The organism is Polaromonas sp. P5_D5, assembly GCF_054049435.1.
On record NZ_JBFUMJ010000001.1, the window covers coordinates 382,647 to 396,503 of the forward strand.

Below are 13,857 nucleotides of genomic sequence, written 5' to 3' on the forward strand. Positions count from 1 at the left end.
GGACAGCTATAAAACTCGTAGCAGTCAGCAATTTGCGTTATATTTGGCCCCAAGCTTTCGAAGCTTTCTGCTTAACAACCCCCTGTGACCAAACTGTGACCCGAGGAGATAACCTGATGAGTGCCAAAGAAAATGCAGCGGTAGGCCAATTGCTTGAACTGCTGGAAGCACGCTACGCACTGCGCGTGCTGTGGGCCCTGAAAGACGGCCATCCCCAGACATTCCGCCTCCTGCAAGACAGCATCGGCAGCATCACACCCAACACCCTCAATACCCGCATCAAGGAATTGCGCGCAGCCGGCCTGCTTGGCCATGGCAGCGATGGCTACACGGTCACCACGCTGGGCGCCGACCTGCTCAAGCGCCTGAACGACCTGCAGGCATTTGCCGGCAAGTGGGCCGTCAGCCAGACCAAGAAAAAGTAAATTACCTGGCCAGCCTGGCCCGAAAAAAAGCGACCTTCAAGGTCGCTTTTTTGTTGCGCTGTTTTACCGATCAACAGGCATTCATCAGGTATTCATCCATGCACTTCCCGGCGCCCTAATCCACTGCAGCGCCGGAACGCTTCACCGCGTCACCCCACAAGGTCATGCTGCCAGCAATATGCCTGGCCAGTTCCTCGGGGGTGCCCGGCGCCACCTCGGCACCACGCGACTGTAGCTGTGCGCGCAACTCCGGATCCGCCAGGGCTTTGTGGATCGCTTCGTTGAGACGATTGATGATGGGCCTGGGCGTTCCGGCCGGAACAAAAATCGCGTCCCACGCGCTCACATCAAATCCGGGCAAGCCCGACTCCGCGATGGTGGGTAGATCCGGCCAGCCCGCCACGCGTGTGGCTGTCGTCACCGCCAATGGTTTGACACGTCCGCTTTTCACCTGGGGTGCGGCATTCGGCATGACCTCGATCATCATGTCGACCTGCCCGCCCATCAGGTCCGTCATGGCCTGTGCGCCGCCGCGGTAAGGTATGTGCACCACCGCCAGGCCCGCGCGCGATTTGTAGATTTCTCCGGCCAGGTGGGACGTGGTGCCATTGCCGGCGGAGCCAAAGGTGTATTTTCCCGGATTGGCCTTGAGCAGCTTGGTGAGTTCCGCCATGGAGTTGACCTGCAGCGTGGGCCGCACCACCACCATGGCGGCGATGCGGGTGAGCTGGGTCACGGGCTCGAAGTCGCGAGACGGGTTGAAGCCGGGTGACCTGTAGATCGCATGGTTGATGGCATGTGTGCCGTTGGTGCCGTATAGCAAGGTGTAGCCATCGGCCGGCGCCTTGGCCGCTGTTGCACTGCCCACGTTTCCGCCGGCGCCGCCCAGGTTTTCGACCACGATGGGCTGACCGAGCTCTTTGGCCGCGCGCAGCATGACCAGTCGGGCCAACGTGTCGCCACCACCGCCTGCCGGAAAAGGAACGATGAGCTTGACGGGCTTGCCGGGATACGCTGCAGCCGGCTGGGCATATGCCACTGTCAAGCCGTTGAAGACAAGTGAGGCCGCACAAGCCGCAGTCAGCTGGACTGCCGTGCGGGCAAACTTACGCAAGCGATTGAAGCGGGGCAGGTTCTTCATGGGTGTCTCCTGAGGCTCGCCGCCGTCACCGGCGCATTGAATGGTTCATGCAGGCGAAAAATACTTAGTACCCTTATTTTATTGCACGCAATAATGGGCGTATCACCCTCATAAACCCTAATAAATCAAGATACTGCATGCAATAATTCAACCACTTTCGTCGTTCGTCCATTTACCCCCAGGGCCTATGTCTTCCCAGATTGAATACACCACGCAGACGTTGAGACAAAGAATCCTCAGCGGCCAGGCGGCCCCGGGCGAACGAATGGTGGAGCTTGAGCTGTCCGCCCAATTGGCGGTTTCGCGCACACCGATCCGTATTGCGCTCGGCGAGCTGGAAAAGGAAGGCCTGCTGGAACGCCTGCCGACACGCGGCTTTCGCGTCAGGCAATTCAGCGTTGACGAAATTGCCAATGCAGTCGACGTGCGGGGCGTACTGGAAGGCATGGCGGCCCGGCAGGCGGCCGAGCGCGGCATTACGCCCGAAACCCGGGAGGCCCTGCAGGCCTGCGTCGAAGAAGGCAGGCTGCTACTGGAGCAAGCACAGGCCGCCTGTCACGTGATTGACGCGGCCCGCTGGGTACCGATGAACGCCCGTTTTCATGGCGCCCTGGCGCACGCCGCAGGCAACAGCACATTGACCTCCGCACTGGCCCATGTCAGCAAAACCCCGATGGCCGGCGCCGGTGCGCTCAGCCTGAACGGCGCCCTGCCTCTGCTCGAATACGGGTTCATCCAGCGCGCACAAACCGACCACGAAGATGTGCTGGCCGCACTGCTGGCCGGTGAAGGGGCGCGCGCCGAAGCCCTGATGCGCGAGCATGCCCACCGCAGCCGTGACAACAAGCGCGAACTCATGACGCGCATGCAGAAACCGGCAGCGCCTTGAGGCCTTTTTTACCGCCTCACCAGAGTTTTCGACGATTTGGCCTCCAGCTCAATGTGGGCGTGCGCAAGCAGCTATCAATAACATAGCATAAGGCCTGCATTCGGGCGCCATTCGATGGACAGCCAGAACCAGCCCCGCTAGCCGGGAACATGGGTGGCCAGCCACTACAATTCAGGCCACGAACCAGTTCCTACGGCTGGGGCACACCGGTCCACATAGGGACGGCAGGGCCCCCAACCGCGCTGGGCCCCAGGCCGCGCACCCGCAGCCAAACTATCTGGACCAAAAACGAAGCCCCTGTCTTGAAAAGGGCTTTGCCATCCCCAGCTGGAAACATTACCAGCTTCAACCCTGTCTTCGAGCATGTCTGACAATACACAACCCGAACAAAATCAACCACTTAGCGGTGAGCCCAGCCCTGAAGAACTGGAAGCGGCACAGGCCGCCAACGAGTTTGACGCGCTGACGGTCGCACAAGCCGAAGTCGCCACGCTGCAGGCCAAAAACACCGAGCTGGCCGACAGCTACCTGCGCGCCAAGGCCGAGACCGAAAACGCCCGCCGCCGCGCGGATGAAGAAGTGGCCAAGGCGCGCAAATACGCCCTGGAAAGCTTCGCCGAAAGCCTGCTGCCGGTAGCAGACAGCCTGGAAGCCGGGCTCGCCATCAAGGACGTCACGCCGGAGCAGATCCGCGAAGGCGCCGAAGCCACACTCAAGCAGCTGAAAAGTGCACTCGAGCGCAACAAGGTGGTCGCCATCGACCCGGCTCCTCGCACCAAATTCGACCCGACCCAGCACCAGGCCATCAGCATGGTCCCGGCGGACCAGGAAGCCAACACCGTGGTCAACGTGCTGCAAAAAGGCTACCTGATCGCCGAGCGCGTGCTGCGCCCCGCTTTGGTCACGGTGGCAGCCCCCAAGTAAAACCCCCTTTAAAAACCTTGAAAACTTTGTTGAAGCCCTTGAAGCCGCACAACTTACCCACAAGTTATCAACATAGTTAATCCACACAGCGGCTGCGGCCTCAAACGCCCCGGCCACCCCACCTTCAATCTTTAACGAATCAAAAAAGCAGGAGTAAATCATCATGGGAAGAATCATCGGCATTGACCTCGGCACCACCAACAGCTGCGTGTCCGTCATGGAGGGCAACACCCCCCGCGTGATCGAGAACTCGGAAGGCGTGCGCACCACCCCTTCCATCGTCGCCTACCAGGAAGACGGCGAAGTGCTGGTTGGCGCATCTGCCAAGCGCCAGGCCGTGACCAACCCCAAGAACACCCTGTACGCCGTCAAGCGTTTGATCGGCCGCAAGTTCAGCGAGAAAGAAGTCCAGAAGGACATCGCGCTGATGCCTTATTCCATCGTGGCCGCCGACAATGGCGACGCCTGGGTGGAAGTGCGCGGCAAGAAGCTGTCGGCCCAGCAAGTCAGCGCCGACATCCTGCGCAAAATGAAGAAAACCGCCGAAGACTACCTCGGCGAGCCGGTCACCGAGGCCGTGATCACGGTGCCTGCGTACTTCAATGACGCACAGCGCCAGGCCACCAAAGACGCTGGCCGCATTGCCGGCCTTGAAGTCAAGCGCATCATCAACGAACCCACCGCAGCGGCTCTCGCCTTTGGCCTGGACAAGCAGGAAAAGGGCGACCGCAAGATCGCCGTGTATGACCTGGGCGGCGGCACCTTCGACATCTCCATCATCGAAATCGCCGACGTCGACGGTGAAAAGCAGTTTGAAGTGCTGTCTACCAACGGCGACACCTTCCTGGGCGGCGAAGACTTCGACCAGCGCGTGATCGACTACATCGTGGCCGAGTTCAAGAAAGACAGCGGCATCGACCTGTCGAAGGACGTCGTGGCCCTGCAGCGCCTGAAAGACTCGGCTGAAAAGGCCAAGATCGAGCTGTCCAACAGCCCAGCCACCGAAGTCAACATTCCCTACATCGCGCACGACCCCGCTACCGGCCCCAAGCACTTGCTGGTCAAGCTGACCCGCGCCAAGCTTGAAAGCCTGGTCGACGAACTGATCGAGCGCACGATTGCGCCTTGCCGCATCGCCATGAAGGATGCCGGCGTCAGCGCGGCCGACATCCATGACGTGATTTTGGTCGGCGGCCAAACCCGCATGCCCAAGGTGCAGGAAAAGGTCAAGGAGCTCTTCGGCAAGGAACCCCGCAAGGACGTGAACCCCGATGAAGCCGTTGCCGTGGGCGCAGCGATTCAAGGCCAGGTCCTCTCCGGCGACCGCACCGACGTGCTGCTGCTGGACGTCACCCCGCTGTCCCTCGGTATCGAAACCATGGGCGGCGTGATGACCAAGATGATCAAGAAGAACACGACCATCCCGACCAAGTTCGCACAGACCTTCTCGACCGCTGAAGACAACCAGCCGGCCGTGACGATCAAGGTGTTCCAGGGCGAGCGCGAAATCGCTTCGGGCAACAAGGGCCTGGGCGAGTTCAATCTCGAGGGGATTCCGCCCGCAGCACGCGGCACGCCGCAGATCGAAGTGTCCTTCGACATCGACGCCAACGGCATCCTGCACGTCGGCGCCAAAGACAAGGGCACCGGCAAGGAAAACAAGATCACCATCAAGGCCAACTCAGGTTTGTCTGAAGCTGAAATCCAGCAGATGGTGAAAGACGCCGAGCTGAACGCCGAAGAAGACAAGAAAAAAGTCGAGTTCGTCACCGCCAAGAACAACGCTGAAGCCATGGTGCACAGCGTGAAGAAATCGCTGGGTGAATACGGCGACAAGCTCGAAGCCGGCGAGAAGGAAAAGATTGAAGCCGCCATCAAGGACATGGAAGAAGCGCTCACTGGCGACGACAAGGCCGCCATCGACGCCAAGAACACGGCCCTGATGGAAGCCAGCCAGAAGCTCGGCGAAAAAATGTACGCCGACATGCAGGCATCGCAGGCGGCAGCCGGTGGTGACGCAGGCGCAGCGGGCGCCGCCCAGGCTGAAGCCAAACCGGTCGACGACAATGTCGTGGACGCTGAAGTCAAGGAAGTCAAAAAGGGCTAAGCGCTTTTTTACAAAGCACCCCTGCATTGGCGCGATAACTGCATGCAAAAGCAGACGGCAAAGGCAGCCAGCAAAGGCGGAAAACCGGGAGCAATCCAGGATTTCCGCTTTTGCGTTTCCCGCTGACCCTCACAACAACGATTCCTGACTGACCTGCCATGGCCACCAAAAAAGACTATTACGACACGCTGGGCGTTGCCAAAAACGCCAGCGATGAAGACATCAAGAAGGCATATCGCAAACTCGCGATGAAGCACCACCCCGACCGCAACCAGGGGGATGCGTCCAAGGTTGCCGAAGAAAAATTCAAGGAGGCCAAAGAAGCCTACGAGATGCTTTCCGACGAGAACAAGCGCGCGGCCTATGACCAGTACGGCCACGCCGGTGTAGACCCCAACATGCGCGGTGGCCCGGGTGCGGAAGGCTTTGGCGGCTTTGCCGAAGCCTTTGGCGATATCTTCGGCGACGTGTTCGGCGGCCAGCGCGGCGGGGCACAACGTGGCGGTGGCCGGCAGGTTTACCGTGGCGGCGACTTGAGCTACGCCATGGAAGTCACGCTCGAAGAAGCCGCTAACGGCAAGGACGCACAGATTCGCATTCCGAGCTGGGACGACTGCAATACCTGCCACGGCAGCGGCGCCAAGCCCGGCACCAAGGTGGTGACCTGCACCACTTGCCATGGCCACGGCGTGGTGCAGATGCGCCAGGGTTTCTTCAGCGTGCAGCAGACCTGTCCGCAGTGCAAAGGCACCGGCAAGCTGATTCCCGAACCTTGCGTGACCTGCCACGGTGTGGGTAAGACCAAGAACAACAAGACACTCGAAGTCAAAATCCCCGCGGGCATCGACGACGGCATGCGCATCCGTTCCACTGGGAATGGCGAGCCGGGTACCAACGGCGGCCCGCCCGGCGACCTCTACATCGAGATCCGCCTGAAGAAGCACGACATCTTCGAGCGCGACGGTGACGACCTGCACTGCGCCGTGCCCATCAGCTTCACCACTGCCGCACTGGGCGGCGAAATTGAAGTGCCGACACTCGCCGGCAAAGCGGCCATCGACATTCCCGAAGGCACCCAGGCGAGCAAACAGTTCCGTCTGCGCGGCAAGGGCATCAAGGGCGTGCGCTCCAGCTACCCGGGTGACCTGTATTGCCACATCACGGTCGAGACACCGGTCAAACTGACCGAGCACCAGCGCAAGCTGCTCAAGGAGCTGGACGAGTCGCTGAAAAAAGGCGGAGCCAAGCATTCACCCAGCGAAGAAGGCTGGGCCGACAAGCTCAAGAGCTTCTTCAGCGCCTGATCCCCGCGCCCCAGAAAATGCCGGACCTGCTCCGGCATTTTTTATGGCCGGGCGCTACACACTGTCACACGCCTGTCGTGATCAGACACATACGATCAGCCCTTTAACTCCGGAAACACCCATGACCGTATCGACCCGCCAGGCCGTGAAGCAAGGTAGCCTGCTCGCCCTTATTTGCAGCAGCGTACTACTCACCGCTTGCTCCTCCTCAGGCACAACATCACAAGCAGGCCTGCCCACCCTTGACGGCAAGGCGCCACTGGTCATCGCCCACCGCGGCGCTTCCGGTTATGTGCCGGAAGAAACGATGGAAGCCTATGTGCGGGCGATCGAACTCGGCGCCGACGTGATCGAGATGGACCTGGTCGTGACCAAGGACGGCGTGCTGATCACCCGCCACGACCCCAACCTGGCCATCAGCACCGACGTGGCCAAACATCCGGAGTTCGCTTCACGCAAGAAGACCATCCAGGTCGACGGCGAAACGCAGACCGGCTGGTTCAGCAACGACTTCACACTGGCCGAGATTCGCACCCTGGGGGCGATCTCGACCGACGCCGAGCGCCCGCAGCAGTTCAATGGCCAGTACAAAATCCCCACCCTCCAGGAAGTGGTGGACATGGCCAAAGCCCAGTCCGCGAAAACCGGCCGCACGATTGCGATCTACCCGGAAACCAAGAACCCGACCTACTTCCGGGAACTCGGCCTGCCGATGGAAGACAAGCTGATTGCCATCATCAACGCCGCCGGATGGAACAGCAAGACCGCGCCCATCTATGTGCAGTCGTTTGAACCCGGCAGCCTGAAGTACATGAAGAGCAAGGGCCTCAATACGAAACTGATCCAGCTCGTCGACGGCGACGGCATTGACCCGAAAACCGGCCGCGTGACCTTTGCCGTGCCGAGCGACCGCCCTTACGACTGGACCAAGGCCGGCGACAAGCGTTTCTTCAGCGCCATGGTCACACCAGCGGGCCTGGCCGAGATCAAGACCTACGCCGATGGCATCGGCCCCTGGAAGCGCTACATCATCAGCACCAAGGGCACCTTCGGCGCCGACGGCAAGCAGGTCGACATCAACCGCGACGGCAAGCTCAACGACGCGGACTCCACCTCGCAGCCAGCCACCAGCTTCGTCGCCGATGCGCACAAAGCAGGCCTGTTCGTTCATCCCTTCACCTTCCGTAACGAGTCGCGCCGCCTGGCCAGCGACTACCAGGGCGATGCCAAGGCCGAGTACCTGGCCTTTTACCGCACAGGCGTTGACGGCGTGTTCACCGACTTCACCGACACTGCCATCGCCGCCCGGACGCAGTATCTGAAAGAAGCCGGCCGCTGAGCAAGCCGTGGCGGGTATCACTCGCCAGACCTCAATGCTATGAAATTAATAGCTGCTTGCGCTCATGTTTAATGGGCCAGGCAGCTTTTTCATTTACAGAGAAGGCCATGAAGGCTCTGCTCCCACGATGCGCGGCATATTCCAGCCTTAGGGTCGGCGACACAGCCCGGGTGCATGGCCCAGCTTTTCTCAAAATGAAACATCGGGCCCATGAAGATACGGCTTCAGGGGAGACTCAGCGACGGTGACTGGCTTATAGTGACCTACGCACGGAACCTCATCCCCACTCACTTCAAGCGCAAGCCAACACACCATGAAAACCAAAGCCGCCGTTGCCTGGAAATCAGGCCAGCCCCTGACCATTGAAACCGTGGACCTGCAAGGCCCGAAGTTCGGAGAGGTGCTCGTCGAGATCAAGGCCACCGGCATCTGCCATACCGATTACTACACGCTCTCGGGCGCCGACCCGGAAGGCATCTTCCCAGCCATCCTCGGCCACGAAGGCGCGGGCATTGTGGTTGACGTCGGCCCCGGCGTGACAACGCTCAAAAAAGGCGACCACGTCATCCCGCTCTACACGCCCGAGTGCCGGCAATGCAAGTTCTGTCTTTCGCGCAAAACCAACCTGTGCCAGCTGATTCGCGGCACGCAGGGCAAGGGCCTGATGCCCGACGCCACAAGCCGCTTCAGCCTGGACGGCAAACCCATCTTTCACTACATGGGCACCAGCACCTTCAGCAACTACACCGTCGCCCCTGAAATTTCGCTGGCCAAAATCCGCGAAGACGCTCCCTTTGACAAGGTCTGCTACATCGGCTGCGGCGTCACCACCGGCATAGGCGCAGTGCTCTTTACTGCCAAGGTGGAAGCCGGCGCCAACGTCGTCGTGTTCGGCCTGGGCGGCATTGGCCTCAATGTGATCCAGGGTGCGAAGATGGTGGGTGCCGACAAGATCATCGGTGTGGACATTAACCCCGCGCGGCAGGAGATGGCGCGCAAGTTCGGCATGACGCATTTCATCAACCCCAAGGACACCGAAAACGTCGTCGACGCCATCGTGCAACTCACCGACGGCGGCGCCGACTACAGCTTTGAATGCATAGGCAACACCAAGGTGATGCGCCAGGCGCTGGAATGCACACACAAGGGCTGGGGCCGCAGCATCATCATCGGCGTGGCCGAAGCCGGCGCCGAGATCAGCACCCGCCCCTTCCAGCTGGTAACCGGCCGCAAATGGGAAGGCTCGGCCTTCGGCGGCGCGCGCGGCCGCACTGATGTACCCAAAATCGTCGACTGGTACATGGAAGGCAAGATCAATATCGACGACCTGATCACGCACACCATGCCGCTGGAGGACATCAACAAAGGTTTTGATTTGATGAAGTCCGGTGAGTCCATCCGCGGTGTGGTCCTGTACTAAGCGACATGACAACACCCCTCGAACTCCTCAGCGAACACGGCTGCTTCGGCGGCGTACAACGCTTCTACCAGCACGACTCGCGCGAGGTCGGCCTGCCGATGAAGTTTTCGGTCTTCCTGCCGCCGCAAGCCATGGCTGGGGAGAAGGTGCCGGCGTTGATCTACCTGGCGGGCCTGACCTGTAACGAAGAAACTTTCATGATCAAAGCCGGTGCGCAGCGCGTAGCCGCCGAGCTGGGCCTGGCGCTGATCGCGCCTGACACCAGCCCGCGCGGCGCAAAGATTCCGGGCGAGACCGACAGCTGGGATTTCGGCCGCGGCGCGGGCTTCTATCTTGATGCGACACAGGCGCCGTGGTCACAGCACTACCGCATGGAAAGCTACATCACGGCAGAGCTGCTGCCACTGCTGACGAGCGCCTTGCCGCTGGACGCCAGTCGCATCGGCATCTTCGGCCACTCGATGGGCGGCCATGGCGCGTTGACGCTGGCACTCCGGCATCCGGATCTCTTTCAATCAGTCTCGGCGTTTGCACCTATCTGCACGCCCAGCCAGTGTCCCTGGGGCCGCAAGGCGTTTACCGGCTACCTCGGTAGCGATGAGTTGCAGTGGGTCGAACATGACGCCACCGCCATCATGAATCTCATGCCCGCAGCGCCCTACCCTGGCGGCATACGCATAGACCAGGGGCTGGACGACAAATTCCTTGCCGAGCAGTTGTACCCCGAGCTGTTTGAAGCCGCCTGCGTCAAAGCGGGCCAGCCACTGGCGCTGCATCGCCATGCGGGCTATGACCACGGCTACTATTTCATCGCGACCTTTATGGCCGAACACCTGCGGCACCATGCGCGGCAGCTGGGTTTGACCACCGCCACTTGAGGCGCGCATAAGTCCGCCCTAAGGTGGGGCAAATACAATGCAGCGCTATGCCGCTGCAACCGCCATCCGGGTCCAGACCCCTTTCCTCTCCTGACCAACACCGTCGAGGCATGCGGCCGCTGTGGCTGGTGGTCATTGCAAGCCTCTGGATCGCGACCGTGTGCAATGTGGCCTTGTGGCGCGAGCTGGCCCGCCTGCCGGGCCTTACCGGGGGCCAGGCGGTGGTAATAAGCATCGCCTTGGCGCTGGTGATTGCGCTGGCGACCATCGCGCTGCTCAGCGTGCTGGCCTGGCGCTGGACACTCAAGCCCGCCATCACTGTCTTTCTGCTGTCGGCCGCTTTCGGTGCCTATTTCATGGTGACTTATGGCGTGGTCATCGACAAGACCATGATGATCAACACGCTGCAGACTGATGTGCGCGAAACACGTGACCTGCTGAACTGGCGACTGCTGGCCACGGTGATGGTGCTGGCGGTCCTGCCGATGATCTTTTTGTGGCGGCAGAAGGTCAGACGTGCAGGCGCAGTGCGACAGATGCTCACCAACGCAGCCACGCTGACCGGAGCGTGCGTGCTGCTGGTGTTAGTGGTGTTCCTGTTTTTCCAGAGCATTGCCTCCGTCATGCGCAACTACACGCATGTGCGTTATCTCATCAACCCACTCAATTCCTATTACGCGCTAGGCGCCATCGCGGCCAAGCCCTTTCAGCGCGACGAATCCACTCTGTTGCCGTTGGGTGAAGACGCAAAACTCGGTGCCAATTACACAGCCCAAACCAAGCCACCGCTGCTGTTGCTGGTGCTGGGTGAAACAGCGCGCAGCGCCAACTTTTCACTCAACGGCTACAGCCGGCCCACCAACCCGCTGCTCGCAAATGAAAACGTCGTGAGCCTGCGCAACGCGTGGTCGTGCGGCACCAGCACAGCCGCATCGGTGCCCTGCATGTTCTCCAACTTCGGGCGTGAAGCCTATGACTCACGCCCGGCCAATTACGAGGGCATGCTGGACGTGCTGCAGCGCGCGGGCCTGGCCGTGCTATGGATAGACAACCAGTCTGGCTGCAAGGGCGTGTGCGACCGTGTGCCCAACGTGAACACCATACAGCTCAAAGTACCGGGCCTGTGCGACAGCGGCGAATGTTTTGACGAAGTGATGCTGCACGGCATTGACGAACGCATTGCCGCGCTGCCGGCCGAGCGCCGCGCCAAGGGCGTGGTGGTCGTGATGCACCAGATGGGTGGCCACGGCCCGGCGTATTACAAGCGCTCGCCCCAAGCCGTCAAAAAATTCCTGCCCGAGTGCACCGACAACGCGCTGCAAAGCTGCAGCCGCGAAGGCCTGCTCAATGCCTATGACAACAGCATCGTCTACACCGACAAATTGCTGGCGTCTTCCATCCAGTGGCTCAAGGCACAAGAGGCGCGCAGCGCGCCTGCCCTGCTCTACCTCGCCGACCACGGAGAGTCGCTGGGTGAGAACAACCTCTACCTGCACGGCATGCCCTACGGCATTGCGCCTGAAGTGCAAAAGCGCGTGCCGTGGATCACCTGGCTCTCACCCGCATTCGAGCAGCGCAACAAGCTGACGACGGCATGCCTGAAGGAGCAACTGGACGCCATGGTGAGCCACGACAATTACTTCCACTCGGTGCTCGGCCTGATGAATGTGCAGACCAGCGTCTACAAGCCTGCGCTCGACATCTACGCCCACTGCGCCAAGCCCTGAGTCCGCGCTCAGCGTCCGCGAAGCATCCGGATGCGCCGTAGGGCCTTTGTCGCCCTGCATGCACCAATGTGACGGCAGATTTAATATTCACTTTTCATCTCAATAACAATTCTCTTATGCAAGGGTTGAATATGAATATTCGCAAGGCTGCCGCCTCCACCATCGCTTCCACACTTCTTTTGACGCTCGCACTCAGCGCCAGCGCAGCCGACCTGCTCGACACCGTCAAACAGCGCGGCACCCTCAAAGTTGCACTTGAAGGCACCTACCCGCCCTTCAACTACAAGGAAGGCGGCCAGCTCGCCGGCTTTGAAGTGGAACTGGCCAATGCCTTGGCGCAGAAGCTGGGCGTCAAAGCCGAGTTCTCCACGAGCGAGTGGAGTGCCATCCTGGCAGGCCTGCAGGCCGGCAAGTACGACGTGGTGATCAACCAGGTCGGCATCACCGACAAGCGTAAGGAGACCTTTGACTTCTCCGAGCCCTACACCATCTCTGCACCGCAACTGATCATCCGCAAGGATGAAAAGCGCGAGTTCAAGACGTTGGCCGACCTCAAGGGCAAAAAGCTCGGCCTGGGCCAGGGCACCAACTACGCCGACATCGCCAAAAAAGTCGGCGGCATTGACGTGAAGACCTATCCCGGCGCGCAAGAGTATTTGCAAGACCTGGCTTTGGGCCGCATTGACGCCGCGCTCAACGACAGCCTGCTGATTCCCTACATCGTCAAACAAACCAAGCTGCCGCTCAAGCCCGGTGCGCCCGTGGGCGACCTTGAAAAATCCGGCATTCCCTTCGTCAAGAACAACCCGAAGTTCAAGGCCGCCATCGACAAGGCGCTGGCCGACCTGCAGGCCGACGGCAGCTTCGCGAAGATATCCACCAAGTGGTTTGACCGCGACGTGAGCAAGCCGCCTGTCGCCGTGAAATAACCGAAGTAACATTCGATCAGCCGCGCGCCGCTTTCCGGCAGGCGCCCTGAAGCAACCCCGGCTCACTGCCGGGGTTTTTATTTGTGGAGACTCCCATGGATTTGTCTGGCTTGACCCAGTTGCTGCGCGATGCCCTGCCACTGATGCTCAAAGGCGCGGCGTGGACGCTGCTGCTGGCGGTGGCATCTGTATTCTTCGGTGCCATCATCGGTACCATCGTGGCCGTGACGCGACTGGCGAAGGTGCCTGGGCTTTCGCAGTTTGCAACGCTGTACGTCAGCTGCATGCGCGGCACGCCGCTGCTGGTGCAGCTCTTCGTCATTTACTTCGGCCTGCCTAGCATCGGCATCCAGTTCGACCCGATCAGCGCGGGCATCCTGGGCCTGAGCCTGAACGTGGGAGCCTACCTGTCGGAAACCATTCGCGGCGCGATCAACGGTGTGGAACACGGGCAGTGGAACGCCGCCCGCAGCCTGGGCCTCACACAAGCGCAAACACTGCGCTATGTGATCGGCCCGCAGGCCCTGCGTCTGGCGGTGCCCAGTCTCTCCAACAGCCTGATCAGCCTGATCAAGGACACCTCGCTGGTGTCGGTGATTGCCGTGGGCGAGCTGATGCTGGCGACCAAGGAAGTGATTGCCACGACCTTCCAGCCCTTTCCGCTGTACCTGGCGGCGGCGGGCATTTACTGGGCCATGAGCGCCTCGTTTGAAACGCTGCAGAAAAAGCTTGAAGTGAGGCTGAACCGCAGTTATCTGCGTTAGGGCCGGCTCT

Annotated in this window: 12 protein-coding genes; 11 read left to right on the plus strand and 1 reads right to left on the minus strand. The window is 60.7% G+C overall.

Going from position 1 to position 13,857, the window contains the following annotated elements:
- Nucleotides 1-116 precede the first annotated feature (116 nt).
- On the plus strand, nucleotides 117-425 hold the full coding sequence (locus ACXJKE_RS01865; protein WP_457278868.1) for a winged helix-turn-helix transcriptional regulator: 309 nt from the start codon (nucleotides 117-119) through the stop codon (nucleotides 423-425).
- A gap of 115 nt (nucleotides 426-540) precedes the next feature.
- Here the strand turns inward: ACXJKE_RS01865 and ACXJKE_RS01870 are convergent, their stop codons facing one another.
- Nucleotides 541-1,566: a Bug family tripartite tricarboxylate transporter substrate binding protein gene (locus ACXJKE_RS01870; protein ID WP_457278869.1), complete on the minus strand. Its 1,026-nt coding sequence runs from the start codon at nucleotides 1,564-1,566 to the stop codon at nucleotides 541-543.
- 187 nt (nucleotides 1,567-1,753) lie between these two features.
- On the opposite strand from ACXJKE_RS01870, the gene ACXJKE_RS01875 reads away from it, so the two are divergent.
- From ACXJKE_RS01875 to ACXJKE_RS01920, 10 genes are all read left to right on the plus strand, one after another.
- A complete protein-coding gene (locus tag ACXJKE_RS01875) occupies nucleotides 1,754-2,455 on the plus strand; it encodes a GntR family transcriptional regulator (RefSeq protein ID WP_457278870.1) in 702 nt (233 codons plus the stop codon).
- Between the two features lie 363 nt (nucleotides 2,456-2,818).
- Nucleotides 2,819-3,379, plus strand: a complete 561-nt coding sequence (gene grpE / locus ACXJKE_RS01880; protein WP_457278871.1) for a nucleotide exchange factor GrpE — start codon at nucleotides 2,819-2,821, stop codon at nucleotides 3,377-3,379.
- Nucleotides 3,380-3,542: 163 nt separating this feature from the next.
- Complete coding sequence (gene dnaK / locus ACXJKE_RS01885) at nucleotides 3,543-5,486, plus strand: molecular chaperone DnaK (protein ID WP_457278872.1); 1,944 nt, start codon at nucleotides 3,543-3,545, stop codon at nucleotides 5,484-5,486.
- A gap of 158 nt (nucleotides 5,487-5,644) precedes the next feature.
- A complete protein-coding gene (gene dnaJ / locus ACXJKE_RS01890; RefSeq protein WP_457278873.1) occupies nucleotides 5,645-6,790 on the plus strand; it encodes a molecular chaperone DnaJ in 1,146 nt (381 codons plus the stop codon).
- 121 nt (nucleotides 6,791-6,911) lie between these two features.
- Nucleotides 6,912-8,129 (plus strand): glycerophosphodiester phosphodiesterase, encoded by a 1,218-nt coding sequence (locus ACXJKE_RS01895; protein WP_457278874.1) that lies wholly within the window; start codon nucleotides 6,912-6,914, stop codon nucleotides 8,127-8,129.
- A gap of 313 nt (nucleotides 8,130-8,442) precedes the next feature.
- A complete protein-coding gene (locus ACXJKE_RS01900; protein WP_007868626.1) occupies nucleotides 8,443-9,549 on the plus strand; it encodes an S-(hydroxymethyl)glutathione dehydrogenase/class III alcohol dehydrogenase in 1,107 nt (368 codons plus the stop codon).
- A 5-nt stretch (nucleotides 9,550-9,554) separates the two neighbouring features.
- Nucleotides 9,555-10,427: an S-formylglutathione hydrolase gene (gene fghA / locus ACXJKE_RS01905; protein WP_457278875.1), complete on the plus strand. Its 873-nt coding sequence runs from the start codon at nucleotides 9,555-9,557 to the stop codon at nucleotides 10,425-10,427.
- Between the two features lie 47 nt (nucleotides 10,428-10,474).
- Nucleotides 10,475-12,154 carry a phosphoethanolamine transferase gene (locus ACXJKE_RS01910; protein ID WP_457278876.1) on the plus strand — a complete coding sequence of 560 codons (1,680 nt, stop codon included), beginning with the start codon at nucleotides 10,475-10,477 and terminating at the stop codon, nucleotides 12,152-12,154.
- 131 nt (nucleotides 12,155-12,285) lie between these two features.
- On the plus strand, nucleotides 12,286-13,083 hold the full coding sequence (locus tag ACXJKE_RS01915; RefSeq protein ID WP_457278877.1) for a transporter substrate-binding domain-containing protein: 798 nt from the start codon (nucleotides 12,286-12,288) through the stop codon (nucleotides 13,081-13,083).
- A 95-nt stretch (nucleotides 13,084-13,178) separates the two neighbouring features.
- Nucleotides 13,179-13,847, plus strand: coding sequence for an amino acid ABC transporter permease (locus ACXJKE_RS01920; protein ID WP_457278878.1), 669 nt, complete (start codon nucleotides 13,179-13,181; stop codon nucleotides 13,845-13,847).
- Nucleotides 13,848-13,857 lie beyond the last annotated feature (10 nt).

Coding starts and splice junctions, on each gene's coding strand:
- ACXJKE_RS01865 (WP_457278868.1), top strand. CDS start 117: ATGAGTGCCAAAGAAAATGCAGCGGTAGGCCAATTGCTTGAACTGCTG.
- ACXJKE_RS01870 (WP_457278869.1), bottom strand. CDS start 1,566: ATGAAGAACCTGCCCCGCTTCAATCGCTTGCGTAAGTTTGCCCGCACG.
- ACXJKE_RS01875 (WP_457278870.1), top strand. CDS start 1,754: ATGTCTTCCCAGATTGAATACACCACGCAGACGTTGAGACAAAGAATC.
- grpE (WP_457278871.1), top strand. CDS start 2,819: ATGTCTGACAATACACAACCCGAACAAAATCAACCACTTAGCGGTGAG.
- dnaK (WP_457278872.1), top strand. CDS start 3,543: ATGGGAAGAATCATCGGCATTGACCTCGGCACCACCAACAGCTGCGTG.
- dnaJ (WP_457278873.1), top strand. CDS start 5,645: ATGGCCACCAAAAAAGACTATTACGACACGCTGGGCGTTGCCAAAAAC.
- ACXJKE_RS01895 (WP_457278874.1), top strand. CDS start 6,912: ATGACCGTATCGACCCGCCAGGCCGTGAAGCAAGGTAGCCTGCTCGCC.
- ACXJKE_RS01900 (WP_007868626.1), top strand. CDS start 8,443: ATGAAAACCAAAGCCGCCGTTGCCTGGAAATCAGGCCAGCCCCTGACC.
- fghA (WP_457278875.1), top strand. CDS start 9,555: ATGACAACACCCCTCGAACTCCTCAGCGAACACGGCTGCTTCGGCGGC.
- ACXJKE_RS01910 (WP_457278876.1), top strand. CDS start 10,475: ATGCCGCTGCAACCGCCATCCGGGTCCAGACCCCTTTCCTCTCCTGAC.
- ACXJKE_RS01915 (WP_457278877.1), top strand. CDS start 12,286: ATGAATATTCGCAAGGCTGCCGCCTCCACCATCGCTTCCACACTTCTT.
- ACXJKE_RS01920 (WP_457278878.1), top strand. CDS start 13,179: ATGGATTTGTCTGGCTTGACCCAGTTGCTGCGCGATGCCCTGCCACTG.